This is a genomic window from Chryseobacterium scophthalmum (genome assembly GCF_900143185.1).
Taxonomy (GTDB): domain Bacteria; phylum Bacteroidota; class Bacteroidia; order Flavobacteriales; family Weeksellaceae; genus Chryseobacterium; species Chryseobacterium scophthalmum.
In genome coordinates, this window is the sequence record NZ_FSRQ01000001.1 from 1,456,029 (window position 1) to 1,482,076 (window position 26,048).

Consider the following 26,048-nt stretch of genomic DNA (forward strand, 5'->3'; position numbering starts at 1 on the left):
ATGTACAAATTCCCGAAAAATTGAGCAATCTTTCGGGAATTTTAATTCTTATTTAAGGAAATTAATTAACGCTTAGTAAAAACGTATATAATTTTTTAGCTCCTGATAATACTTCGCCGTAGTTTTCTTCGGTAACTTCAGTGTCTAAAACTTCTTTGAAATTCTTCCACATTGGTCCCGTATTTTCCTGATAACATCCGAAAAAATTGAATGTTACATCATCAAAACCTTCTGTTTTAGATAATTGTTTTGCAATAACATTTCCCCCCAAAGTAGAACCTTCAATGACATACATTGCTCCTAAAGCTTCATGCTCATTCGTCAATTCAAAATCGTGAGAAGCTGTTTGGTTTTCTAAAGCTAAACTTGACAAATCTTTTTCGATTAAAGGAAGCTTTACTCTTTGATCTAATTGAAGTTTTTCAGAAAATCTTTCAGAAAGATTGTTGAATATTTTGTTTTCACTGTGAAGAAGCATCAGATAATTGGTATTAATGATTTTCTTATAATCTTCTAAAGTGAAAGTTTTATTAAAAATTTTCTCAGAATTAAAAAGCTTTTCAGCAGCATCGTGATACTCCGCCGTATTTTTTTTTAGATATTCAGATACCATATTTTTGTTTTAAATTTTCACAAATTTAGGTTTTTGAAACGTCAAAATAAAGCAAGTTCCCTCTTTATTACTTTCATAATCTACATTTCCGCCCAATCTATTCATAATTCTGTGAACGATTGAAAGGCCTACTCCATTTCCTTTAAACTTTTTGGCATTATCCATTCTGTTGAAAATTTTAAACATTCTATGTTTATTTTCTTCAGGAATTCCGATGCCGTTGTCTTTAATTCTGTAGATAATTTGATCTCCGGCTTCTGTGCCTTCTATTTCAATAATCGGCTGTTCTCTATCCGACGAATATTTTACAGCGTTATTGATTATATTTAAAAATACCTGATGTAGCATCGTTTTATCTGCCAAAACTTCCGGACATTCTTTAATGACCACCATACTTTTCTGACTGTCGTACGTGATTTTTGCGTTCTCCGTAATTTTCCGAATGGTCAGATTGGTTTCAATGGTTTCAAGCTGTATTTCGCTGTGTTTTGCGCGGCTAAGCTGAAGCACATTCTGCATCATTTCTGCCATATTATCGATCTCGCCGATAATAGAATTGATTTTATTTTTATCCTTATCTGCTATATCTCCTAAACTGTTGAGCAACATCTGCGCATTCAGCTTCATCACGGTAAGTGGTGTTCCCAAATCGTGCGAAATCGTGTACGAAAAACTGTCTAGTTCTTCGTTTACTTTTTTCAGCTGATCGTTCAGTTTTTTGATGGTAATATATTGTTTATGCGAAGTTTCAAAAATAAGATCGCGGATAAGATGCACCGCAATTTGGTTTTTAGAGCTCCATCTTTTAGATTTTCCTTTTATATTTTCGGTGAAAACCTGAAAAGATTCTCTTGGCGAAACCGTTCTTATTTCTTCCCCGTTTTTCGAAAAAGTTTCAATTTTTTTCTCCGGATTTCCTGCCCAGTTAATATGTTCGTCAAATTCTTTTCTGAACCATATCAGGATTTCTTTTTTACTTCTTTCAACAAAATAGATGATGATTCCTGCAGTATCAGAATTTAAGTTGAGTTCATATCCGTAATCTTTCAGAAAACTGTTGCTGATAAAAACATTGTCTGATGTATTTTCATACGCCCAGTTTACAATGTTATTGATAATTTCCCGATCTGGTGTAATTCCGTCTGTAACGATCTCGTTGTCTGAAATAATTGCCAATCCGTCGGCTTTTGGCATTAATCTTAATTCAGATTTATTAAAATCCAAAGACTCAAACAAAGAACCGTGCTCTAAAAACTCCGATTTAAGAGCATACAGTTTTTCATTAAGATCAATTCTGTATTCTAATTCTTTTTTAGATTTAAAAGATGAATAGGCATTCGATGCCAAAACAGTAAAAATTCCTGCCTGTACACGATCTTCAAGATCTATATGTTTCGGTTCAGAATTTTGACAGGTTACCAATCCCCACAATTGATCATCAATGATAATTGAAATACTGAAGCTTGATGAAGCTCCTGAATTTTTTATGTATTGACCGTGGATGGGCGACATCGCTCTGGAAGCTGCGAAAGTAAGATCTATACTCTTTCTGCTTCGACTCAGAATACGTACCGGATGTGAGTAAACATCAGAAAATATTCTTTTTCTTTTCTTTTTATAAAGTTCGCGTGCTTGTCTCGGAATATCGTGTTCAGGATAATGAAGTCCCAAATAACTTTCAAGATGATTGTTTGTTTTTTCTGAAATTACCTTTCCGGAACCGTCACTCATAAATTTATAAACCATAATACGGTCATAATTGATGATATTGGAAATCGTATTAAGGAGCTGATCCCAAATTTCCTGCTCGTTATCGATAATATAAAAATTATCGTATTTATTGGTAATCCGTTTGTTTGGGTTTTCATAAACCGCTTCAAACTCTAAGAAAATATAATCATTTGCTCTGAAAACCGAAAAATGATATTGCTTCCCGGCAACTGTAATTTTGTCGAAATAAGTTTCGTTTTCTCTTTTAGAAAGAAATCCTGCATCTTTAAAAATATCAGAATCAATTACGGTCTGGAAAACCTCAGGAAACTGTGAAAGTTTTTTTCCAAAAAGATCTTCGCAACGTTCTATTTTGAAAACATCTGAAATATTTTCACTAAAAAAAGAGATGGTAAGAGAAGTTGTCTCAATGCCAATCAAGTATCCGAAACTTTGTATGTAGCCCGGAATATGAATGGGCTCATCATGACATTCAACAAAATTCATAATATGATAATAAAAAACAAAGATAGTTAAATAATATGCTACGCCAATTCTTGTGTGGTATACAATATAATATTCACAACAATAATTAACAATAATTATGATTTATTAAATTAAAAACAATATTGTTATTCATAAAATTAAAATATTACACAAGTAAATAAGATACAAATAAGCTTTAAAAATTAAAAATAATTTAGAAATACACTATTTAAATCAAAATAGGAAAACTTTCGAAAAATTTATTATTTCACTTCGCTAATCTCATTCGTTAAGCCGTCTGTTTTTATCATAAAAGAATGCTTTTTATTCAGAGAATCCAGAACTTCAATTTTCGAAATATTAAGCTCAGTGAAATTGTAATTTTCCAGTTGAATAACAACAGGAGAAGAATTAGAATTATTCATTTTTAATGGAAAATTTGTTTTCCATCTGATTTCATTATTCTGGTTTTTAATATTCGTAATTGTTCCGCTTGCACCAAGATTATGAAGATACATTGTCACTTTTTTATTGGTGTAATCATTATCATCTTTACTGATTTGAGCCTTCAAAAAAGGTGCATTAAAATGGTAAACATTTTCAATTCCGTAGCGAATTCCTGGTTCGAAAAATTCTAATGTTTTTACAGGACGGTAAAGCTCTTCCTGATTATTCGGAAAAATATTGACCAAATCATATTTTCTGATGACAAATGTTTTTGCGGTATCTTTCTGTTGCTCATAAAGATATTTTGCCTGTTCAAAGCTAGATTCAGACAGAGATTCACCAATAATTCTTTTGATCGTTATTTTGCTGCCTTCAATTTTCTCGATTTTAAAACCGTAATTCTTTATGTTTCCGTAATAATCAACATCGTTCACTACAAAAAACTGATTGGTGTTTGGATTTTTAATTTCAGATTCCAAAAAGTTTAATTTTTCAGACATCGTATTATTAAATTCAATATTGGCTTTGTATTCTGTGTAAAATCGTTTCCCGAAATACATTACCAAAAGATAAATTGCTAAAACCGGTAAAATCCAAAGCAGTTTATTGGTTTTAAAGCCGGTTCTTTTCTCTTTCACCACATACGTCTCAGAAAACAAATCGTGCCATCCTCTTTTATTGAAAAAAGACAACGCATCAAAAGGAATATTCCTGCATAAAGTTCTCAAAAATATCGTGAGAGAATTAGGGGATTCTGCTTTTGAATTAACAACTCTGGATTCCGTTAAAAACTTTCCGGGTGATGACCCAAATAGAATCTCTGAAATCGGATAATAAATAAGAATGAATACGAAAATAATAGTGTACAAAGACCATCTTCCTCTAAAAAACTTTTGAAGCGTTTCATTTCCGTCTAAAATACCAGAATCTGCAAGCCAATATCCTAAACTTATAATCACAGGAATAACAACTAACGACATCACCGTCAAATCTACCAACCAATGAAAGAAACGCTGCCACTTTCCGGTATCTGTAACGATCGTTTTGCTCTCAGTTATTATTACGTCTATTTCTTTTTCGCTTTTAATCAGTTTTAAAACTCGATAACTTACATACAAAACACCCATTAAAGCAAGATAACCGATGATTATAGAAAATATTTGCAGAGACGTTACATCCTGCCATTTTGTAAGGAAAAATTTATAAAATGTACTTTGTAAAAGCACAATAATAGCATTAAAAAAAATCACAGAAAATACAAAACCAATGAAGCGGGTTTCTTTTCCTTTAGTTTTTATGAACTGCAGCGAACCAATGAATAGCAACAGATAAAAGACAAAATTCCAAATATCAATATGCTCAAATCGATTGGTAAAATCTAGATTTAATGTGCTGAATGAAAATAAAATTCGAAAAATTTCAGGAATTGTATTAAACTGCGATGCTCCATTCCATACCCTGAAAAACGAATAAAAGCAACTTAAAATACCAATGAGGGATATTGCCAGCGAACTGATGGCAATAAATCTGTAGTTTTTTTCCATAAAATGATCGAAATTTATTTTAAACTAATCTCTATACTTCTTTATCAAAATAAAGCATATAAAATTTCCCTTTCTCATCCTGCCCCTGCTCTAGCATTTTTCGATCACCATGAATGTAAATATGGAAATTTTTATCTAATTTAATAATACTTTTGAAATGTCGCTGAGTTTTTTTCACTGCCGCTTCACTTATCGGGAATTCTTCTGCAATATTGATCTGCATTTCCTGTTCGTAATCGGTTTTATAATTGTTAAAACTTTCAATTACATGCTCGTCTTTCAAAACTTCAGCAGCAAATTCATCCAGTTTAAACTCTTCTTTTTCTTTAAAGAAATTAATAGACTGGTTCAGAAAATCAGCCTGATCTGCTCTTGAAACTTCAAATTCCTGAGGAAGCTGTTTGGTGATATAATCTTTGTAAACCATCAAAGCTTCCTGCGTGTGAAAATATTCATCGTCACGCTGTTTTACCTTTAAGAAATCTTCAAACCAGTAATACATATCTCCGTTTTTGTTGTTGTCAACCACGGAAAGTACATATCCACTTTCTTTATTGTTATTATAGATTAAAGCAGCTTTATCGATTTTTGAAAGGCTGATTCCCTGATCTTTTTCAATTTCAAACCCTTCGACTTCGCTCAGGGTGCTGCCATTTTTAGGGAAAATCTTTAAGAAAGAATCTCTTTTTTCGGTTTTAAAAATCCCTATTTTATCAACTCTTTCGTCACTTTCTCTTTCGTCTTCAAAGAATACGATGAATAATTCTCCACCCTGAACTCTTGGGTTTTCTGCAGCTTCGAAAAGATGTTTTGCAATATTTTCTGCTTCCCAAAGGAACTTCGCTTTATCGTCAAAAATTTCAGATACCGAACTGAAAACCGGATTATTTACCAAATAAGAATCGCTGTAAAATTGGTAGGTTTCTTCTGTTTTAAAAGAACCTAAAAAGTAATTTTCAAGCATTTCTACCGTGCCTTCATCCAATTGAAGCTCTTCCTGTGAAAGTATAAGTGATTCTCCGTTGATTTTATTTCCGACTCTGTGGACTACAATTTTTGTAAACATCTCTGATTTTTATGGATTGCAAATATATTTATTCTGAAAATTAAAATCGACTAATTGTATCTTTTCTTTAACTGAATATCTTTAATTGATAACCCTTTTAGCATTTTGAATCTTTGTCTTTCAAAAATAAGTGAAACGGCTTTGTTTACCCTAACTGCAGTATTTTTATTAATTCTTTGTATATCCTTGCGTTTTTTTACTTCCAAGGCAAACAAAGTTTTTACAATAAATGCTCTTTTTTAAGATAAACAAAGGCATTTCATTTAGAAAATGAAATACAATTATTTAAATATCAATCATTAAAGGTATTTGCAAAATGCACAGCGGGTTAATTAATAATATTTTCAGAACAACGCAAAGATTGATTTAATAAATAAAGTCTTTAAGCAGCAAAGATGGCAACAAGTTGCTGATTAAGCTTGAAAAATAGGTATTTGAAATCAATTTTTGTTGCTCGAATTTTTGTTATTACAAAAAATGAGAGCCCAATTTTCTTTAATTCTGAAAATTTAAAAATTTCATCAAAATCTGAATTTAAAATTTTCATTACAAAATTTAAATGTTTCATTTTAAAACAATAAAAACCAATCTCAATTAATTGCATTAAAAATCAATTCATTATATATTTAATCACTAAACAAAGAGATAATATTTCATCAAAACAACTATTAATAAAAGACTTACCAAAAGCTTTGCAATTAAAACAAAATTAACATGAAGAGCAATTTTTTAACATTATGATGAAGAAATTGGTACGCTTTTAGCTAATACAAGAATGTTTTGAAAAATATTTAAAATGAAAAATATTGAGAAGAAAGTAATTAATGAAAATGGGGCAATTGAACATTTAAAAGTATTCTATCCTTCGTTACAAAAGGAGATCGTGCAACTTTCAGCACAAGATAATTTTGCAGGAATCATTCAGACAACCGTAGATCACTTAAAAAATCTATTGCAGGAATCAAAGATTAATATTGTAAATCACAACATCAAAATGATGGACTGGTTGTACAGAAACGGAACGCAAAACGTAAAACAGATTATTGAGAATCTTTTTGTAAGATCTTTCAGAAGTTTTAAAAAACAAACCGACACTCACCAATGGAATATGTTATATCAATATATGCCGGTAAGTTTTCAGAAGATTTATGTAAAGCAGTCAAAAATGGACGAAATCTTATTTAAAAGACACTAAATCAAATTATATATAACGAAAAATCCCGGAGCAAATTTGCTTCGGGATTTTCTATTTTTATGAAGGTAAAGTTGATTGACATTCATTTTCAGAAACATCAATCAACTTAAAAAAAATTTAAGGATTCTGTTCATATCCCGCAACCTGAATTTGAGATAAAGGAATCTGATACAGATAATCATTGGTTGTAATCGTAAAGTTGTAATTAAGACTTGCTGCAGCTTGGTTGATGACATTTACAGCCGTATTCCAACGTACCAAATCATGCCAATAAACACCTTCACCTGCAAATTCAACTCTTCTTTCTTTTCGAAGCGCCGTGGTAAAATCATTCGCAGAAATAGAGGTAGAAACCGCTGTAAGACCTGCTCTCTGACGAATTTTGTTTAAATATGGAACCGCAGCAGCTGTATTTCCTTGACTATTTAAAACTTCTGCATACATCAAAAGAACGTCTGCATAACGTATAATCGGGAAATTAATCGGCCAGTCGTAACGATTAGTTAGAACGATTCCTTTTTCACGGAATTTTACAAAAAATTTAGCCTGATCCGGTTGACCATTTTGCGCAATGAAGCTGGTTTTAATTGTTAACGGAAGTCTCAAATCTCCTGGTTCATAGGCATCAATCAATGATTGTGAAACACCTAATTCCGCAGAACTAAACAAACTTCCTTGCGGATTGTAGAAAGGATCAGTCACTCCAAAATTTGGTGAGACATAACTTGGCAAATAAGAACCTTGAGACAAACCGCCACTGATATGCTGAATTTCGAAAATATGGTATTTATTATCATTCGCACTTTTAAATAAATCTGCGTAATTAGGCGCAAAGGTGACAAACTGACCTTCTCCCTGAATAACGGTAAATAAATGGTCTTTTGCTTTGGCAACATACGCTCCATTATTGAGCGGATAACCAGACCCGGTAAGATAAATTCTTCCTAACATGGCATGAGCCGCTGATTTTGTTATTCTTCCTTTGTTTGCATTATCGTAGGTGTTTTTTAAACCTCCAATAGATGATTCAATCTCTGAAGTAATGAAATTATAAAGCGTTGCCAAATCTGTTCTTTGAATTGTGGCAGCTTCTTCCGGACTTACAGGATGATCGATTAAAGGAACTTTTCCGAAACTTCGCATCAGCTCAAAATAAGCATAGGCTCTTAAAAAACGGGCTTCAGATCGATACTGTTCCTTTGTTGCCGCCACTGCAAAAGGTACAGCATCAATTCTTGATAAAAGCATATTGGCGTAAGAAATCTGCTGATAAGCATCTTCCCAAAGAATTTCCATTTCTTCTGTAGAAGAAGTATCCTGAAAGCGATTGATGGCGTAATAATCTCTATTTCCGTTTTGCGAGATGGCATTAAAATTATTAGAACGAACTTCTGACGCCAATAAATAAAAATTAACATCATAGCCACCTCTTGATGAGGAATTTATCATCGCAGAATATACTCCAGACAACGCCTGCTGAATCTGTAATTCTGTCGTATAAAAAGAATTTTGGGTAATATTATTTTCCGGTTCGAGTCTTAAATCGTCTTCACAACTCAGCATTCCCAACATCATTGTTCCACATACCAATGCTTTTGTGAGAGATTTCATATTTAAGAAAGACATATTTTTTTTATAATTGATTTTCATTTTTTAAAAATTTAGAAGTTAAAGTTTAAGCCCATCATATATACTTTTGCATTAGGATATGCTCCGTAATCGGTACCGTCTGATTGTACAGATTCTGGGTTGTAGCCACCATAATAATGATCTTTTCTCCAGACATTTTCTAAGCTGACATACACTCTTAGATTAGAAATTTTTAATTTTTTCACTAATTCCTGCTCAAAATTATATCCTAAAGTCACATTTTTCAGCTGAATGTAAGTCGCATCATACAACCATCTTGTATCTAAAAGACTTCCTGTAGTACCGTCTAATCTTGGTGTTTTTCCGTCTCCCGGATCTGCATCAGAACGCCAACGATTTGCCCAGTTCCCCATTACGTTAGTTGTAGTTCCCATTCCGGTACGGTCAATTGCACGTCCAAGCAATGCATAACTATATCCACCTTTCTGACCTTGGAAAAACACAGAAAGATCAAAACCTTTATAAGAAAATGTATTGGTAAACCCCCAATAATAATCAGGAGTAGGACTTCCTACAATATGACGGTCATTTTCGTCAATTTTCCCATCACCGTTAAAATCTCTGTATTTAACGTCTCCTGCAATCGCTCCAGTTGTTTTGGCAACTGCTGAATTATTAATATCTGCAGTAGAAAGCACCCCAATCGCTTCATATAAATAAAATGAATTAAGCTCTTCCCCTACCTTAATAATATTGGTACTGCTGCTAAAACCTGTATAAATAGGCGCATTATCACTTCCCAATTGTAAAACTTTATTATTATTGAAGGCAATATTCGCCGAAGTATTCCATTTAAATGCTCCCGTTAAGTTTTTTGTGCTTAGTTCGAATTCTAAACCTTTGTTTTGAACCGAACCTACATTCTTCCACATAATATTGTAGCCTGTTGTATAAGGAATTGGCTGCTGCAAAAGAAGATCATTGGTTTTTTTGATGTAATAATCTGCTGTAAAATCAATTCTGTTGAATAAGCCTAATTCAAAACCAAAATCTGAAGACTGTGTTTTTTCCCAGGTTAAATTCGGATTGGGAATTGTATTGGGTATTAAACCGTTTGATAAGCCTCCGCCAAATGAATAATTACCTCCGGCAAGTGTACCAAAAGCACGGTAATCTCCAATGTTATTATTCCCATTTTCTCCCCAACTGTATCTTAGTTTTAAATTGCTTAACCATGTTTTATCTTTAAAAAATTCTTCTTCATCCATTTTCCATGCTCCCCCAAATGCTGCGAAAGTTCCATAAAGATTGTTCCATCCAAATCTGGATGAGCCATCTCTACGAATACTTGCAAATAGCATATATTTTTTTTGGTAGTCATAGTTTACACGACCAAACAATGAAGTCAACATCCATTCTGAAGCAGTATATTCTGAGTTTAATACTGATGCAGACTGAGTGAAGTTAAACGTTTTTAAATCATCATTCGCAAAACCTTTGTTACGATTATATTGCGAAGTCGTTCTGTAGTTTTCTGCACTATATCCGGCAAGAGCGGCAATAGTATGGCTTCCGAAAGTCTTTTTATAATTTAATAAAGCCTCTCCTAAATATCGGTTATAATTTACCGTTCTTCTGCTCGCAATACTTACCTGCCCCGGAATATTGGTAACTAAATTAAAAGTTGGAATGTAACCCGTATTGATATTAAAATTATTTGTAGCACCTCCCGAAATTTTAAAATTTAAACCCGGTAAAATATCATAAGACATGTACATCGTAGACAACAATCTGAACTCATTGGTATCATTCGTTGTGTTTTCTAAAGTTCCAATCGGGCTTACTGTAGAACCAGCCCATCTGTATCTTATATTTTTCCAGAAATTGGTATAAAGACCTGCAGATAATTCTGCAACAGGAACCATAGAAAGCATTTTATGCGCTTCATTATCTTTTCCGTCTACTGCAGCTCCGTAACTTTGAGAATAACTTGGTCGTAAAGTAATTCCCGCTTTCCATTTATCAGAAATGTTGACATCAATAACTGCACTTAAATTGAATCTATTAAAACCAGTATTTAGCGCCATACCTTCCTGATCAAAATACGCAGCCGAAATCGCATATTTTACATTCTGACTTCCTCCTCTTACCGATAACTGATAATTCTGAATTGCGGCTGGACGATAAAAAGCATCCTGCCAATCAATATTTGCAACCTGATCGGTTCCCCATCTCGGATCTACCATATAAGTAATATTTGCTAAATTATAATCGGTAGTATTTGCCAGATTAAAATAATTTGCTCTTACCGCATAGCTGTCTGAAGCTGAATTACCAGGAGATAAAGCCACCCATCTTTTATTAATAGATTCGGTTGCATAATCAATCCATTCTGCACTGTTCATGATGTCCAGCTTTTTTTCAATAGTCTGAACCCCATAATACTGGGAAAATGAGAATGACGGCTTTCCAGAAACTCCTTTTTTGGTTGTTACAATCACAATTCCGTTAGAACCTCGTGATCCGTACATTGCTGTAGATGCGGCATCTTTAAGTACTTCAATCGATTGCACATCATCCGGAGAAATGTTGGCCATATCATCCGCTACCATTCCATCTACTACATAAAGAGGAGAATTACTTGCCGATATCGAAGCCGAACCACGAACTCTGATTTCCAGTGGCTCTCCCGGTTTTCCTGAAGTAGCACGGGTTTTAACACCTGCAATCTGTCCTGTTAATGCCTGATCAACCCGTGAAATAGGACGATCTTTAAAACTTGAGACATTCACTTTTCCGACAGAACCGGTAACTTCTCCTTTTTTTTGTGTACCATAAGCAATAACGACTACTTCCTCTATCTCCTTTGTTTTAGATTTTGTACTATCCGTGGTCTTATTGGTAGATTGTTTTTCCTGTGCGAAGATAAAACTTGTGGTACTTAGTAAAATACCAAGAGTTATTATAGATTTCTTCATTTCGTGACTGGTGATTAATAATTATTACTTTTATACTTTCTCGTAAATTAAAACGTAAGAAAAGTTAAATCTGGAAAGACATGATATTTCTCATATTTTTATTTTTATAAAAGTATACTTATCGAAAATTTCTGCTATCCTGCTGTTACCTGCTCAAATCTCTTTAAAAAGAAATACTGGCAAATAATTTATTTAAAGCCAACTTTTAAGCTATATTTTTTCAAAAAAAGAAAAGATTTTCAAGCTTATACACTCAGATTTGATAGAAATCTGTTTCGAAATATTTTCATACAATCTCAATGTTGGCTTTGTTTTTGCCAAGCAAGAGGTATGAAAACAATTTTTATCGTAGAAGATGAGACAGGCATCAGAGATGCATTACAATTGCTCCTGTCATTCGAAAATTATGACGTACGTTCATTTGCAACCGTTGAAGCCTTCAACAATAGAGATCAATCGGTTATTCCGGATGTTTTTATTTTAGATGTAAGATTACCCGATGGTTCAGGAACCGATTTATGCAATCAAATAAAAGAAGATGAAGCTACCTCAAAAATTCCTGTAATGATCATCAGTGCTCATGCAAAAGCCGAAAATGTAATCAATTCTTGTGATGCCGATGAATTTATTTCTAAACCATTTGACATTGATGATGTTCTTGTTAAAATTGAAAAACTAACGGCTTAATACTCTATCAATTATTATAAATAAAAACACTCTGAAGCATCTTGTTTTAGGGTGTTTTGTTTTTATTGAAAAAAAGAAATTCAAGGTTTATAAAATCTAAAATTTTCATTTAATACTTGTTTTGCTAACTTTTGAATAATTTAATACCATCATAAAATCTTTTGTCGCTTTTGCAGTTAAAGAAGTATTTTTCAATACTTTTGTGTACGCTTTAGGGGTATTCTGAAAAGAATTGAGAGAGTCCCTTTGAACCTGATACGGCTTACACCGACGTAGGGAAAAGCAATATGTCATATTCTAAAATGATGACTGTTGTTCCGGATTTATCCTAAAGCTTTTATTGATAAAAATATTAGAATGGAAAATAATCTTTGGAACAATATCCTTCAAGTACGCAACACTTCTCCCCTTGTTCACAGTATCACCAATTATGTGGTAATGAACAGCACTGCCAATGCGGTTTTAGCAATTGGCGCATCACCTATAATGGCTCATGCAAAATCTGAAGTGGAAGAAATGGTAAATATTTCGCACTCACTGGTTGTCAATATCGGTACAGTTGATGAATATTGGGAAGAATCAATTCTTCTGGCTGTAAAAAAAGCGAATGAATTAAACAAACCCTGGATTTTAGATCCTGTTGGATCCGGAGCAACCTCTTATCGTGATTCGGTTTTAAGTAAGATTCTTTCTTTAAACCCGACCGTTATCAGAGGAAATGCCTCTGAAATTATCGCTCTTTCAAAAGCCAGTAAAACCATTACAAAAGGAGTCGACAGTACAGCAAAAAGTAATGAAGCTGTAGAAGCTGCCAAAATATTAGTTCAAAACCACAAATCATTAGTTTGTATTTCAGGAGAAACCGATATCATCATTAGTGAAAATCAAGAAATTCATTTAAAAAATGGTCATCCGATGATGACAAAAGTTACCGGATTGGGTTGTACAGCAACTGCACTGATTGGTTCTTTTATCGGAGTTATTGATGACAAAACAGAAGCTATTATTGCTGCAATGAGTTTATTGGGTATCGCAGGAGAAATAGCAGCTAAACAAAGTGCAGGTCCGGGAAGTTTACAACTCAATATCATTGATAAACTGTACAATATTACAGAAGATGAGTTTTATGATCATTTAAAAATGCTAAAACAATGATTTTAAAACCATCATTTCCCTATCAGTTATATTTGGTGATTTCAGAGAAAGATTGTTTAGGAAAAGACTTTCTTGAAGTTGCAGAAAAATCGATTCTAGGTGGTGTTGATATTATTCAGCTGCGTGAAAAAAATACCTCAACAGAAGATTTTCTTCGAAAAGCATTTACATTAAAAGAAATCACTGATAAATACAATATTCCGCTTATTATTAATGATCATTTTGAGGTTGCTGAAAAAATTGGTTCAGCAGGAATTCATGTCGGGAATAATGATAAATCTCCGTCAAGTCTCAGAAATGAATTGTTTTTTAAAGATAAAATGATCGGATATTCTATTGAATATTTAAGCCAACTTGAAAATGTAAACACAGAATTGTCAGATTACCTGGGAATCAGTCCCATATTTAGCACCGACACCAAAAAAGATACAGTGACTGAATGGGGACTGGAAGGTTTATCAAAAATAAGATCGCTTACAGACAAACCACTCGTTGCCATCGGAAATATCAATTCTTCAAACGTAGCCTCCATTATAAAAGCAGGAGCAGATACATTAGCTGTTGTATCTGCCATTTGCAGTGCCAAAAATCCTGAAAAAGCAGCGTATAAAATTAAAAATGAAATAGTAAAATGAAAAAATATACTTATCCTACCGTTCTTACAATTGCAGGTTTTGACGGCAGTGGTGGCGCAGGAATACAGGCAGATATCAAAACATTTTCAGCTTTGGGATGTTATTCAACATCGGTACTTACTGCACTTCCTGTTCAAAATACAATGGGCGTAAGAAAAATATATCCTGTTTCGGTGGAGGCTGTTGCAGATCAAATAGAAGCTGTACTAGACGATATTTTTCCTGATGCCATTAAAATTGGTATGGTTCATACGCCTCAATTGGTTGAAGCTATTGTGAAAACTTTAAGTAAATATCCAAAGATTCCCATTGTATTTGATCCTGTCATGGTTGCCACAAGCGGACATCGTTTGATTGAAGAAGAAACCATTCAAACCATTATTGAACAATTATTTCCCATCGCAGAAATTATCACCCCGAATATGGATGAAGCTTCTATATTGGCAAAAATGGAGGTTAAAACGTTAGAAGATATGAAAATTGCGGGTGAAAAGATCTTAAGATCAGGCTGTAAAAATATTCTTCTTAAAGGTGGACATCAGGAATTACCAACTGTTACTTCATTATTGTTTGAAGAAAACGGTAAACAATCTAGTTTTGAAACTATAAAATTTGCTACGAATAATACCCACGGTTCCGGCTGTACGCTTTCTTCGGCAATTGCTGCTTTTATAGCACGAGGAGAAAATTTATTTAATGCGGTTGAATTGGCACAACAATATGTTTTTGAAGCTATTAAAAACGGAAAAGATGTTGTCGTCGGAAAAGGAAATGGTCCTCTTAATCACTTTTTTAATCCTCATAAAATAATTAAAAATGAGTTGGTCTGAATTAACCTGGAAACAAACTGAAGAACGATACCAAGCCATTCTTACCATGCCTTTTGTTTCTCAATTGGCAGATGGAAGTCTTCCCAAAGAAAAATTTCAGTTTTACATGGCTCAGGATTCTTTATATCTCGAGCATTTTGGAAGAGCATTGGCGTTGATTGCAGCAAGAGCGTATGATATCAGTAATACCTTGCAATATCTGAAATATGCAGAAACAGCAATTATCGTCGAAAATGCACTTCATGAATCTTATTTTAAAGATTTTGGCTTAATAGATAAAGGTACAATGCAGCCTGTCTGTCATCATTATGTGCACTTTCTTAAAAGTACCGCTGCACTAGATTCCGTAGAAATAGCGATGGCGGCAGTATTGCCTTGTTTTTGGATCTATAAAAAAGTAGGAGACCACATTTACAATACCATACAATCTGAAAATAATCCTTACCAAAAATGGATTGAAACGTATGGCGGTGAAGAATTTGCAGAAGCCGTACAACAGGCGATTAATATCTGCGATGAGGTAGCCGCTTCTACAACTCCTGCGATTAGAGAAAAAATGACAGAAGCATTTTTAACCTCCTCCCGAATGGAATATTATTTCTGGGAAGCAGCTTATGACAGTAAAACCTGGATTTAACTTTGAAAAAAGAAGCTTATTCATTTTAAAATATTTTTATTTACCGCAAAAGCATCAAAAGAAATGATTGAAAAATAGAAATTCAAAAGCTTACAAAACTAAGCATGATTAACATCTATTTTGTAAACTTTTGATTGTATAAAAACAATCTATCATCTTTTGTTTCTTTTGCGGTTTAAATTATTAAGTATTAAAAAAACAAATAATTCATACCATTTGGACTCAGGTTTTATTATTCATAAAATTTTGGAAATATGAGTATGGTATCTATTAGCAATTCATTTATATTTACAGCACAAAAAACTATAATCTAAAAGAGATCTGGTGAATGGATAATTTCTTAAATATTGTAACGGGCATCTCGCTGTTCATTTCATTTTTTTTGGCGTTTTTTATGCTAACGGTCACTACTAAACACAAAACAAGCAACCGTATTTTCGCATTTTTTCTTATCATAACTGCTATTGATACCAGCGAACCATTGATCAGTCACTTTACAAATGGTCCTTCAAATCTGGGAATATTTAGAACGACACTGTCTTACATGCAAATTCCTGCTTTTTATCTTTATGTTTTGTCGGTTTGTCATTCAGATTTTAGATGGAAGCCGAAATATCTTCTTCACCTGCTTCCGTTCCTTATTGTCAATCTTGCGTTATTGCCCCGTTTTTATAGTGTAGATGTTGCTTCAAAGCTCGACTTCATCATCAACCGCCAAAATATGATAGAGTTGCAGTTGACTCATTGGCTGTTTCATCTTCAGGTTCTGGTATATTTTACGGCAATTTTTCTATTATTGAGAAGAGCAAAAAAACTTTATCTGGAAAATAATTCAGGTGGAAATCTTAATTCTTATCAATGGCTGTTTCAACTTACCAGCGTTTTAACGGCTCTTTACCTAATTGTTATTTTCAAAAATATTTTCAAATTTTCTGATTATCTTTACATTTCTGATTGGATCAAGATAGGAATTCTCTTGCTGCAACCTTTTATCACTTGTTGGTATCTGTACAAAGCACTTAATTATCCGGGACTTTTTAGAAATATTGATTCAAAAATGAAGCTCGTTTCCGATTTTTCTTTGGAAGAAAAAACAATAGAACCGGAAACACTGAATGAAGATTTATTGAAGCTTAAAAAATACATGACTGATGAAAAGCCGTTTCTTAATCCGGATTTAAAGATTCAGGATATTTCAAAAGAAATCAATGTTCCTGTTCGCGAATTATCAGTTTTAATTAATCATCAATTGGGGCAGCATTTTTATGATTTCGTTAATACGTACCGAATTGAAAATGCCATGGAAATCCTGAAAGATTCATCAAAATCGAAGATTACCATTCTCGAAATTTTGTATGAAGTTGGTTTTAATTCAAAATCTTCTTTCAATACAGCTTTTAAAAAACAAACCGGAAACACTCCTACCGCTTATCGTAAAGCAGTGTAAAACAACCGTTTGTAATTACTCGTACTTTCTAATTTATTACTCATACCAATTTTTTTATCGAAATAAGGCCGAATACTTTTATTCGGTCGTATAAGATTCTGCTCTTCCACATCTTTGTATCGAAATATTTATCAAACCTTAAATAACGATACAATGAAAACATCATTCACATTCTTAGCTGTAGCATTATTAATCTGCAACTTTACTTTCGGACAGGATTTTTCTAAAAAAATCGATTCAATTATTAAAGATAATTATCAAAAAAATCCTGACGTTGGTATTAGCGTTGGCTTCATTAATAACAACAAAGAATTCTACACATCGTACGGCAAACTGAGTAAAGAAAGTACAACGAATATTGATAAAAATTCGATTTTCGAGATTGCTTCTATTACTAAATTATTAACTGGAAATATGATTGCGCAAGCCGTTGTTGAAAAGAAACTGAAACTGGATGATTACATCGATAGCTATCTGCCAAAACAATATGTTCTACAGAAAAACCTTCAGAATAAAATTAAAATTTCAGATTTGGCATCACATCAATCGGGATTACCTGACATCGATTTTCAAAAATTAATAGAAGTCAATTCGCAACAACCCGTAAGCAGCGTTACAGAGCAATCATTAGCAACGATGATCAATAACTGCACAGATCTTATTGACTATGGAAGTTTTCGATATTCTACCATCAACTTTACACTACTTGGACAGATTTTAGAGAAAGTATATGGCAAAAGTTATGACGAGCTTATCCGCGAAAAAATATTGAAGCCTGCAAAAATGAACCAAACTTTAACAAAAGATTTCAAGGTAAAAAACATCACAACAGGCTATAATCCTGATGGCGGAGCTCAAGAGTTTTTCTTATGGAATGTTACTGCACCGGCAGGATTGGTAAAGTCTAATACTTCTGATATGGTTAAATATATGAGAGTTCTTTTAAACAGCGGAAATCAAATATCAAATGCGGCATTAATTGCAGAAAAAGTTTATTATAAAGATGCTAAACGAGAAATGGGATTGGGATTCAACATCAATACAAAAGACGGAGATACAATTTATCTAAAATCTGGAGACTCTATGGGACAATCATCAATCATCTGTTACAATAGAGCTAAAAACTGGGGAATTATCATCCTTTTAAATAAAAGAGACTCAAAAATGAGACAGAATCTGTTGAACGTGATCTATGAAAATATCTTAAAATAAATTTTTATCTAAACCTTAAATAACAATACAATGAAAACAATATTTAACATCAGCTTTTTCCTATTATTCTTTGCAAGCTTTCAGGTTTTTGCTCAGAAAAAAGAATACAGTTTTCTTACCGATAGTTTGAAAATTGAAGAACAGTTAGACAAATATAAACTTCCGGGGTTTAGCGTAGTTGTTTTTGAAAATTATAAGATTGTTTACTCTAAACAATTTGGTCAGAAGTCGGCAAATTCTCCTGAAAAGATAGATGAAAATACGGCATTTTCTACAGCATCTATCGCAAAACCAATCACAGCGTTACTTTGCTTTATTTTAGAAGAAAAAGGTTTAATTAATCTGAACGAACCCATTGACAAATCTTTAAAAAGATGGCATTTGCCAAAAAGCAAGTTCACGGAAAACAACAATCCGACTTGGAAACAGTTTCTAAATCATACTGCAGGAACTTCTCAAAGCGGTTTCGAAGACCATTACGAAGGGGAAAAAATTCCTACATTGGAAGAAAGTCTTTTGGGAAAAATACCGAGATACGATAAAGAAATTGAATTCACTTTTGAGCCGGGAACCGATTGGCAATACAGCGGTGGTGGTTACACAATCATTCAGATGGCATTGGAAGATACTTTCAATAAACCGATTGCAGAGCTTGCAAAAGAATACATCTTTTCTCCACTTGGATTAAAAAACACAACAATGATCCAACCTAATGAAAAAGGATTTCTGACGAATGTTGCATCAGTTCATGACAAAGACGGAAAAGTAATAAAAACAGGTCTGCCAATTACACCACAAGTTGGAGCATCAGGATTATGGTCTACCCCAACTGATTTAGCTAAAATTGCTATCGAAATGCAAAATGCTTTGCGTAATAAAAACAACAAAGTAATTTCTCACAATGTAGCCAAAAAAGTAACGGCAGTAACGGCTTTAAAAAACGCAGTTGGCGGATGGAGCTACGGATGGCAAAAATCTTTTGGATACAATAATTATGACTGGTTTACCTGTAATGGTTCAAACACCGGAGTTGGAGGAACCGTGATGGGAACAATGAAAGACGGAAATGGTTTTGCATTTCTTGCCAATGGTGAAAAACCAAATCGTTTTCCGGTGATGGGAGCAACACAAAAAACAATTTTATCTGTAATGAATTGGGAAGGAAAAACAATGAATGAAAAAACTCAGGAAATCCCTGCAAGTCTAAAAAAGCAACTTATTGGGACGTATGATGATTTTCTTTTCGCACAAGGAATGGAAACCAAAATAGTAGAAAAAAACAACCGCCTTTACGTAGAATCAGCTATTTTAGACCATTTCAAAGGAAAAAATGATAATGAACTGGTTTATCTAAAAAATGGATTATTCAAAATTACAGATTATCCTAACCTTTTAAAATTCGATTTTAAAGATGGAAAAGCAAGTTTTGTTACTCTAAAAAGAGATGATTTGACAGCCACAGTTTCAATGGCTGTTAAAGCAAAATAACCTTTAATAGAAATAAAAAAACGGATGTTTACAATGATAAACATCCGTTTTTAGTTATAAATATTTTCTAAATATCGAAACGATAATTAAACCTTATCAATAATCTTCAGAAATAATATGCTCAATACAATATTCAGCCAACGCAGTGATCGTTAAAAACGGATTAACACCAATCGTTCCGGGAATTAAAGATCCATCAATGATATAAAGATTTTCAGATCCTCTAAGTCTGCCTTTCATATCTGTTGCTTTTCCCAATGCAGCACCGCCCAATGGATGGTAACAAATATCGGCTCCGAATCCGTTATTAAAAAGCAAGTGCGCTCTTGTTCCTCCGTTTGCTTTATTCATTGTTTTAATAAAATATTCTGCATTTTTTCTGGCAAGAGCTACGTTATCTGCAGACCATTTTAAATCTATTTTTCTAGAAACAGGATTAAAAAACACAGCACCTTTTTCTGGCACCGGACTAATCATTAAATAAAGTGAGGTAGCCACATCCATCCCCATCGGAAGGGGAGCAATTTCTGTAAAAAACGGATGTTCTTTATCATTCCAATTATCAATTCCTCCAACAGGGATAGTAGAATGATTTACACCAGTTCCACCGGAAAATGTTTTGACAAAATTTCTGCCGGTCATGAAATTTCCATTATTGCCCCAGTTTTGCCCTACTTCAGGATTTAGTGTTATTTTATTATCATTTGATGATTTTAAAAGCAATTCTAAAGTTCCCATTGTACCGGCGCATAAAAACAGTTTTTTACAAACAATTTTCTTTTTTGCAGTAGTTTCACCAAGAGTATTTGTCTGGATAACTTCTAAAATATAAGTATTATCTGAAGCTTTTGTAATACTTTCCACTCTATGCAAATCATGAATATGAACTTTACCCGTTTCTTGGGCTTTTTTAAGGTATGTTTTGTCTAAAGATTTTTTACCGTAATTGTTTCCGTAAATAACTTCACCCGCCAAAGCCGAACGGGGAACTTTGTTTTCGTACTCAGCTTCCATGTATTTAAAATCATAAACATTGGGAACACGTACGGTTTTAAACCCAGCTTTATGAGCTTCTTGCTCACCCACTTTATTGAATTTATAGAAACTGCAGTTTTCGAGAAAGTTTTCGTCAGCAGAATTCACTTCAAGCTCTTTCTCTGCCAATGGAAAATATTTTTCATAAAAATCTTCAGTACTCAGTTCTGGAAATATTTCTCTGAAGTAATCTTTTTTTGGTAAAACAGCCATTCCTCCGTTGACAAGAGAACCTCCGCCAACTCCTCTCCCCATCCAGATTTTGATATTGCTAAAATCCCATCGGTCAAGCGTTCCTGTATATTTTTTGGTGTTGAAAATATTAAAAAATGGAGCAATCGTTTTAGTTCTCAACCAAGCCGCAGATTTTCCGGGACTAATCATTGGCGAAAACTTTTCACCAGATTTTTCCCAATTAAGACCCATTTCTAAAATCGTTACTTCATGTCCGGATTGTGCCAAACGCAACGCAGCAACAGCTCCACCGTAACCGGAACCAATAATAATATTATCAATTTCTAAGTTTTCCGTCTCTACTTTAACTTCATTATTTTTTGCAAACAAAACTGATGAAAAGCTTGTGAAATACAATGCTCCCATTCCTAAAAGTGAATGTCTGAGAAATTCTTTACGGTTCATAAAATGGTCTTTTGATTTGCTATAATTTTTTTTAAAAAACTATGGCATCTTTAGTAACTACTTCTTTTTGCAAAATCAAGACCACTCTGAGAAATTTTCTATTTATACTCACCTTAATTTTAGATAAGGAATACTGATACAGTTCTTAAGATATTAAATTCAAAAAATATTTAAATTAAATCCGCACAAAGTATAACAGTCTAAAATTGAATTATTTTCAAATATTTTTAGTCAACAGTCCTTTTACTTTTTCGATAATAAAAAACAGTATAATCTGTACAAAAAAAATATATAATTCACTTTTTAACATTGGAAAACAGAATATCGTCTATAATATTACCGTTTTCGTAATGTTACATTAAAAAAAAATAAATCATCCATTATATTTATGTTAATAAATTACTACTTTATAAAAAAAATAACTATTTTTGTTAATAATAAGCAATATAATATATGATTAAAACCTTTACTTCTTTATTACTTCTTTTGTGTTTTATTAATTTTGGTTTCATACCGCTGCTTCATGCGCAGGCTGCAACCTTACCTTACACTCAAGATTTTAACACGAGCAATGACTTTACCTTACTGAATGGAACCCAAGTCAATAAATGGGCATATGGTTCAGCGGCAGGTAATGCGGGAAATTCTATTTATATTTCCAATGATAACGGTACTACAAATAATTATACTATTACGTCTTTGAGCGTTGTTCAGGCGTATAGAGACATTGTAGTTCCAGCAGGTACCACAGCTTTTTCACCAGCAACATTATCATTTGACTGGAGAGCGATGGGGGAAGCATGCTGTGATTATCTTAGAATTTGGTTAGTCCCTACTACTTTTACACCTACACCCGGAACGCAAATTACAGCAGGTGCAGGTAGAATTCAATTAGGAGCTAACCTAAATGCACAAACCACTTGGCAGACTTACACCAACACAAACATCAACTTGGCAACGTTTGCAGGAGCTAACGTACGTCTTGTCTTTGAATGGAGAAATGATGGAAGCATAGGTACTTCACCTGCAGGTGCTATTGATAACATTAATATGCTGATTCCTACTTGTAGTGCACCCACTGCTTTAGCTGTAAATACTATCACGACAACTAATGCAACTATTTCATGGACAGGTATTACTCCTGCTCCTGCTAATGGATATCAGTATTATGTTTCGACAAGTTCTACACCTCCTACCAGTACGACTATACCTACTGGTACAACTACTGGAACTTCAGTTATTTTAAATACACTATCACCAAGTACCACTTATTATTTTTGGGTTCGTGCAGTTTGCAGCGCTACAGATTCTAGTATCTGGACTGCAGGCGGAGGATTTTCAACTACGCAAATTCCTGCTACACTTCCTTACAACCAAAATTTCTCAACCTTAAATGATTTCGGTTTTATAAACGGATCTCAGACGAACAAATGGGTTTATGGGAATGCTGTAGGAAATACACCCAATTCTATTTATATCTCTAATGACAATGGAGTAACGAATAACTATACCATCACTTCGTTAAGTGTTGTTCAGGCTTACAGAGATATTGCAGTACCGACAGGAACCACTGCGGCATCACCTGCGCTTTTATCATTTGATTGGCTTGCAATGGGAGAAGCATGTTGTGATTACTTAAGAATCTGGCTTGTGCCTTCTTCTTTTACTCCAACTGCGGGTGCTCAAATTACGGCAGGTGCAGGAAGAATTCAAATAGGAGGAAATTTAAATGCACAAACCGCATGGCAAACATATTTGAATACAAACGTAAACTTAGCAACTTTCTCAGGAACTACTGTACGTCTTGTCTTTGAGTGGAGAAACGACGGAAGTATAGGTACTCCGCCTGCAGGTGCTATTGATAATATAAATTTTCTTATTCCTACCTGTAAATTGCCTACAGCACCGGCCGTAGCTGCTGTAACTTCGGCTACAGCCACCATAAGCTGGACAGCCACTGTACCGCCACCTGCGTTAGGATACCAATATTATTTATCAACAAACCCAACACCTCCAATCGCCACGACACCTCCAACAGGAACAACAACTGCAACATCAGTTCCTTTAACAGGATTGATTCCTAATACAACGTACTATTGGTGGGTAAGAGCAAGATGTAGCACAACAGATGCAAGTATATGGATTGGTGGACCTAGCTTCACAACGACACAGATTCCTGCGACCATTCCTTATGTTCAGCCTTTTGCTGCGAATGATTTTGGTTTTGTAAACGGAACCCAGGTAAATAAATGGGTTTACGGAAATGCAGCAGGAAATACACCTAATTCTATTTATGTTTCAAATGACAATGGTGTAACCAATGCATACACAATTACTGCACTAAGTACAGTACATGCCTACAGAGATATTGCAATACCTGCAGGAACTACAATTGCAAGTATAGCTTTTGATTGGAAAGCTCAAGGGGAGACAACACTTGATTATTTACGTGTTTGGCTCGTTCCGAGTAGTTTTATGCCTACAGCAGGAACTCAGATTACAGCAGGAGCAGGAAGAATTCAGCTGGGAGCAAACTATAACCAACAGGCATTATGGCAATCATACAGCAATACCAATGTGAATCTAAGTACTTTTGCAGGAGCAACTATGAGGCTAGTATTCGAATGGAGAAACAGTGCTACAGGTGGAACTCAAGAGCCCGCTTCTGTAGACAATGTCGTTATCAGAATCTGTAACAATATCACTCCAGTAGTGACCGTAGTTCCAGCATCCATAACTCATAATTCGGCTACTATAACATGGCCACAACATAATGGAGGGGCTGCGTATAAAATCAGATACAGACCGGTTGGTTCTACTCAATGGCTACCTGCAACAGGACCAATAGATGTTGCACCAATAGCAGGACCTACACAAACTTATCCTTTAACAGGTCTATTAACTCCTGTAACGTTATATGAAGTAGAAGTTGCTGCAGTTTGTAATGTTACTAATATTGGTGTTTATTCACATAACGAATTTACCACCAGATGCGACCCAACTCCACCGAATGTAGTGATATCTAATATCTCATCAACATCTGCGGTTGTAACATGGAGCCCTCTTGTAGCAAGTGCCACCTACGAAATAAGATGGAAATTGGTAACCGATCCAGCTACTTCTTGGCAATCACCTCCTCCTCCAGGGACACCACAGCCACCATTAAATTCTTATACTATTACAGGTTTAAGTTCTTATAAAACGTATGAAGTACAGGTAAGAAGTACATGTATTGGCAGCACAACACCAAACCCATGGTCTACATCTCAAGTGTTTACTACGGTTAGAGTTTGTGAAATTCCGCCTCCGGGATTAACAATTACTCAGTTGAATCCTACATCAGCAGAAGTAGTTTGGGATGCTTATACTGGTACCGGAGCTACTAATAATTACATATTAAGATACAGAAAGGTAGGATTACCTGGCTGGACAAATATTAACGTAAGTACTAATACCTATACAATAACAGGATTATTAGAACTAACAAAATATGAAATGCAGGTAGCAAATGTCTGTACAGGTACACCCGGTAACTTTACTCCTCTGTACTATTTTACAACACCAACAGTAGTTTATTGCCCGATGCATTCAACGAACTTTGCTTCAGAATTTATTTCAAAAGTAACTGCAAAACCAGCAGGTAAACCAGAGATGATTAATATTACAGCAGGTTCAGCTTATTCAGACTTTACAGCAGTTCCTTTAAAGTATATTGATATAATTCAAGGCTCTGCAGGCAACCAGATTATAGTGGATAAAACACTTAGTTCGGGAGCAAAAGCTGGAGTAGCAGTTTGGATTGACTTCAACAGAAACGGAACTTTCGATCTTGATGAAAGAATTTTAGCGGATGGTCCGAATACGAATCTTACAGCAAGTGCTACATTCTCTGTACCAGCTGATGCTTTCGTTGGATCTACTGATAAATATGTTGTTATGAGAGTTGCGATGGCTAAAGATGCGATTCCTGTAAACTGTATCAGCTTTACGGATGGTGAAGTAGAAGATTACACGGTAAGAATTTCTAAACTACCGGCTGTTAATACACTTAATCAAACAGATATCCTGATTTATCCAAACCCAGTTAAATCAATTCTGAATGTTAGGAACATTAGTAAAAAAGCTAAGTACAAGATTTACACGGCAGCTGGTCAGATCATCTCAAGCGGAATTATCTTAAATAATAAGATTGACGTAAGCAGATTGATCAACGGTTTATACGTGATTGACATTGATGATGTTCAGGGCACAGCTCAGAGAAAATTCATTAAAGAATAATCAATTAATTAAATAGAATAAGCTCTCAGAAATGGGAGCTTATTTTTTTACTCCAAAAGCAACAAAAAATTTCATGATGCAATAAGCATTTCAAAAACTGGCAAAATAAGGAGTAAATGAAAGTTTTTAGAGCCTGTGCTAATTTCGATTTAATATTATGGATATTTGTATGTTGCGCAGCAACCGGACTTTTAATGGCTTTAATTCGTCCAAAAAAAATCAAAAATGTTAGAAATAGAATTGGGTTTGCTAAGTTCTTTAGCTCTTACAGTATCATTTATAGTTTAGTTATCATCTAACTTTCCGCAATAATAATTATGCTAGAAAGTCTATTATTAATATTGCTCCTTTAATAAGTGAGTTGTTAAAAATTAAG

Annotated in this window: 17 protein-coding genes and 1 riboswitch; of the genes, 10 read left to right on the forward strand and 7 right to left on the reverse strand. The window is 34.1% G+C overall.

Going from position 1 to position 26,048, the window contains the following annotated elements; translation table 11 throughout:
- Positions 1–61: 61 nt before the first annotated feature.
- The 4 genes from BUR17_RS06565 to BUR17_RS06580 all read right to left on the reverse strand — a co-directional run bounded on the left by BUR17_RS06565 (position 62) and on the right by BUR17_RS06580 (position 5,866).
- Entirely contained in the window at positions 62–613 is a 552-nt protein-coding gene (locus BUR17_RS06565; RefSeq protein ID WP_074229526.1) for a biliverdin-producing heme oxygenase, read from the reverse strand.
- A 9-nt stretch (positions 614–622) separates the two neighbouring features.
- Positions 623–2,830: an ATP-binding protein gene (locus BUR17_RS06570; protein ID WP_074229527.1), complete on the reverse strand. Its 2,208-nt coding sequence runs from the start codon at positions 2,828–2,830 to the stop codon at positions 623–625.
- A 242-nt stretch (positions 2,831–3,072) separates the two neighbouring features.
- The gene (locus BUR17_RS06575) at positions 3,073–4,800 is read right to left on the reverse strand and encodes an RDD family protein (RefSeq protein WP_074229528.1); all 1,728 of its coding nucleotides are present in this window, start codon (positions 4,798–4,800) and stop codon (positions 3,073–3,075) included.
- A gap of 31 nt (positions 4,801–4,831) precedes the next feature.
- Positions 4,832–5,866 carry a nucleoid-associated protein gene (locus tag BUR17_RS06580; RefSeq protein ID WP_074229529.1) on the reverse strand — a complete coding sequence of 345 codons (1,035 nt, stop codon included), beginning with the start codon at positions 5,864–5,866 and terminating at the stop codon, positions 4,832–4,834.
- Between the two features lie 796 nt (positions 5,867–6,662).
- On the opposite strand from BUR17_RS06580, the gene BUR17_RS06590 reads away from it, so the two are divergent.
- Positions 6,663–7,061, forward strand: coding sequence for a DUF7674 family protein (locus BUR17_RS06590; protein WP_074229531.1), 399 nt, complete (start codon positions 6,663–6,665; stop codon positions 7,059–7,061).
- Between the two features lie 117 nt (positions 7,062–7,178).
- Here the strand turns inward: BUR17_RS06590 and BUR17_RS06595 are convergent, their stop codons facing one another.
- Positions 7,179–8,672: a RagB/SusD family nutrient uptake outer membrane protein gene (locus tag BUR17_RS06595; protein WP_159437592.1), complete on the reverse strand. Its 1,494-nt coding sequence runs from the start codon at positions 8,670–8,672 to the stop codon at positions 7,179–7,181.
- 50 nt (positions 8,673–8,722) lie between these two features.
- Complete coding sequence (locus tag BUR17_RS06600; protein WP_074229533.1) at positions 8,723–11,629, reverse strand: SusC/RagA family TonB-linked outer membrane protein; 2,907 nt, start codon at positions 11,627–11,629, stop codon at positions 8,723–8,725.
- A gap of 330 nt (positions 11,630–11,959) precedes the next feature.
- On the opposite strand from BUR17_RS06600, the gene BUR17_RS06605 reads away from it, so the two are divergent.
- The 8 genes from BUR17_RS06605 (at position 11,960) to BUR17_RS06640 (ending at position 19,720) form a co-directional block, all read left to right on the forward strand.
- Positions 11,960–12,316, forward strand: coding sequence for a response regulator (locus BUR17_RS06605; protein ID WP_074229534.1), 357 nt, complete (start codon positions 11,960–11,962; stop codon positions 12,314–12,316).
- 203 nt (positions 12,317–12,519) lie between these two features.
- Positions 12,520–12,612: riboswitch (TPP riboswitch) on the forward strand.
- A gap of 61 nt (positions 12,613–12,673) precedes the next feature.
- On the forward strand, positions 12,674–13,471 hold the full coding sequence (gene thiM / locus BUR17_RS06610) for a hydroxyethylthiazole kinase (RefSeq protein ID WP_185116686.1): 798 nt from the start codon (positions 12,674–12,676) through the stop codon (positions 13,469–13,471).
- Positions 13,468–14,106, forward strand: coding sequence for a thiamine phosphate synthase (gene thiE, locus BUR17_RS06615; RefSeq protein ID WP_074229535.1), 639 nt, complete (start codon positions 13,468–13,470; stop codon positions 14,104–14,106). The genes thiM and thiE overlap by 4 nt, the downstream gene beginning before the upstream one ends.
- Positions 14,103–14,936, forward strand: coding sequence for a bifunctional hydroxymethylpyrimidine kinase/phosphomethylpyrimidine kinase (gene thiD, locus BUR17_RS06620; RefSeq protein WP_074229536.1), 834 nt, complete (start codon positions 14,103–14,105; stop codon positions 14,934–14,936). Before thiE ends, thiD begins: the two co-directional genes overlap by 4 nt.
- Complete coding sequence (tenA, locus tag BUR17_RS06625; protein WP_074229537.1) at positions 14,923–15,573, forward strand: thiaminase II; 651 nt, start codon at positions 14,923–14,925, stop codon at positions 15,571–15,573. The genes thiD and tenA overlap by 14 nt, the downstream gene beginning before the upstream one ends.
- A 328-nt stretch (positions 15,574–15,901) precedes the next feature.
- Positions 15,902–17,020 (forward strand): helix-turn-helix domain-containing protein, encoded by a 1,119-nt coding sequence (locus BUR17_RS06630; protein ID WP_074229538.1) that lies wholly within the window; start codon positions 15,902–15,904, stop codon positions 17,018–17,020.
- Positions 17,021–17,173: 153 nt separating this feature from the next.
- On the forward strand, positions 17,174–18,232 hold the full coding sequence (locus BUR17_RS06635) for a serine hydrolase domain-containing protein (protein WP_074229539.1): 1,059 nt from the start codon (positions 17,174–17,176) through the stop codon (positions 18,230–18,232).
- Between the two features lie 30 nt (positions 18,233–18,262).
- The gene (locus tag BUR17_RS06640; RefSeq protein WP_074229540.1) at positions 18,263–19,720 is read left to right on the forward strand and encodes a serine hydrolase domain-containing protein; all 1,458 of its coding nucleotides are present in this window, start codon (positions 18,263–18,265) and stop codon (positions 19,718–19,720) included.
- 96 nt (positions 19,721–19,816) lie between these two features.
- Here BUR17_RS06640 and BUR17_RS06645 read toward each other — a convergent pair whose 3' ends face one another.
- Positions 19,817–21,394, reverse strand: a complete 1,578-nt coding sequence (locus BUR17_RS06645; protein WP_074229541.1) for an FAD-dependent oxidoreductase — start codon at positions 21,392–21,394, stop codon at positions 19,817–19,819.
- Positions 21,395–21,847: 453 nt separating this feature from the next.
- Here BUR17_RS06645 and BUR17_RS06650 point away from each other — a divergent pair, with 453 nt between their 5' ends.
- A complete protein-coding gene (locus BUR17_RS06650; protein WP_074229542.1) occupies positions 21,848–25,672 on the forward strand; it encodes a fibronectin type III domain-containing protein in 3,825 nt (1,274 codons plus the stop codon).
- Positions 25,673–26,048 lie beyond the last annotated feature (376 nt).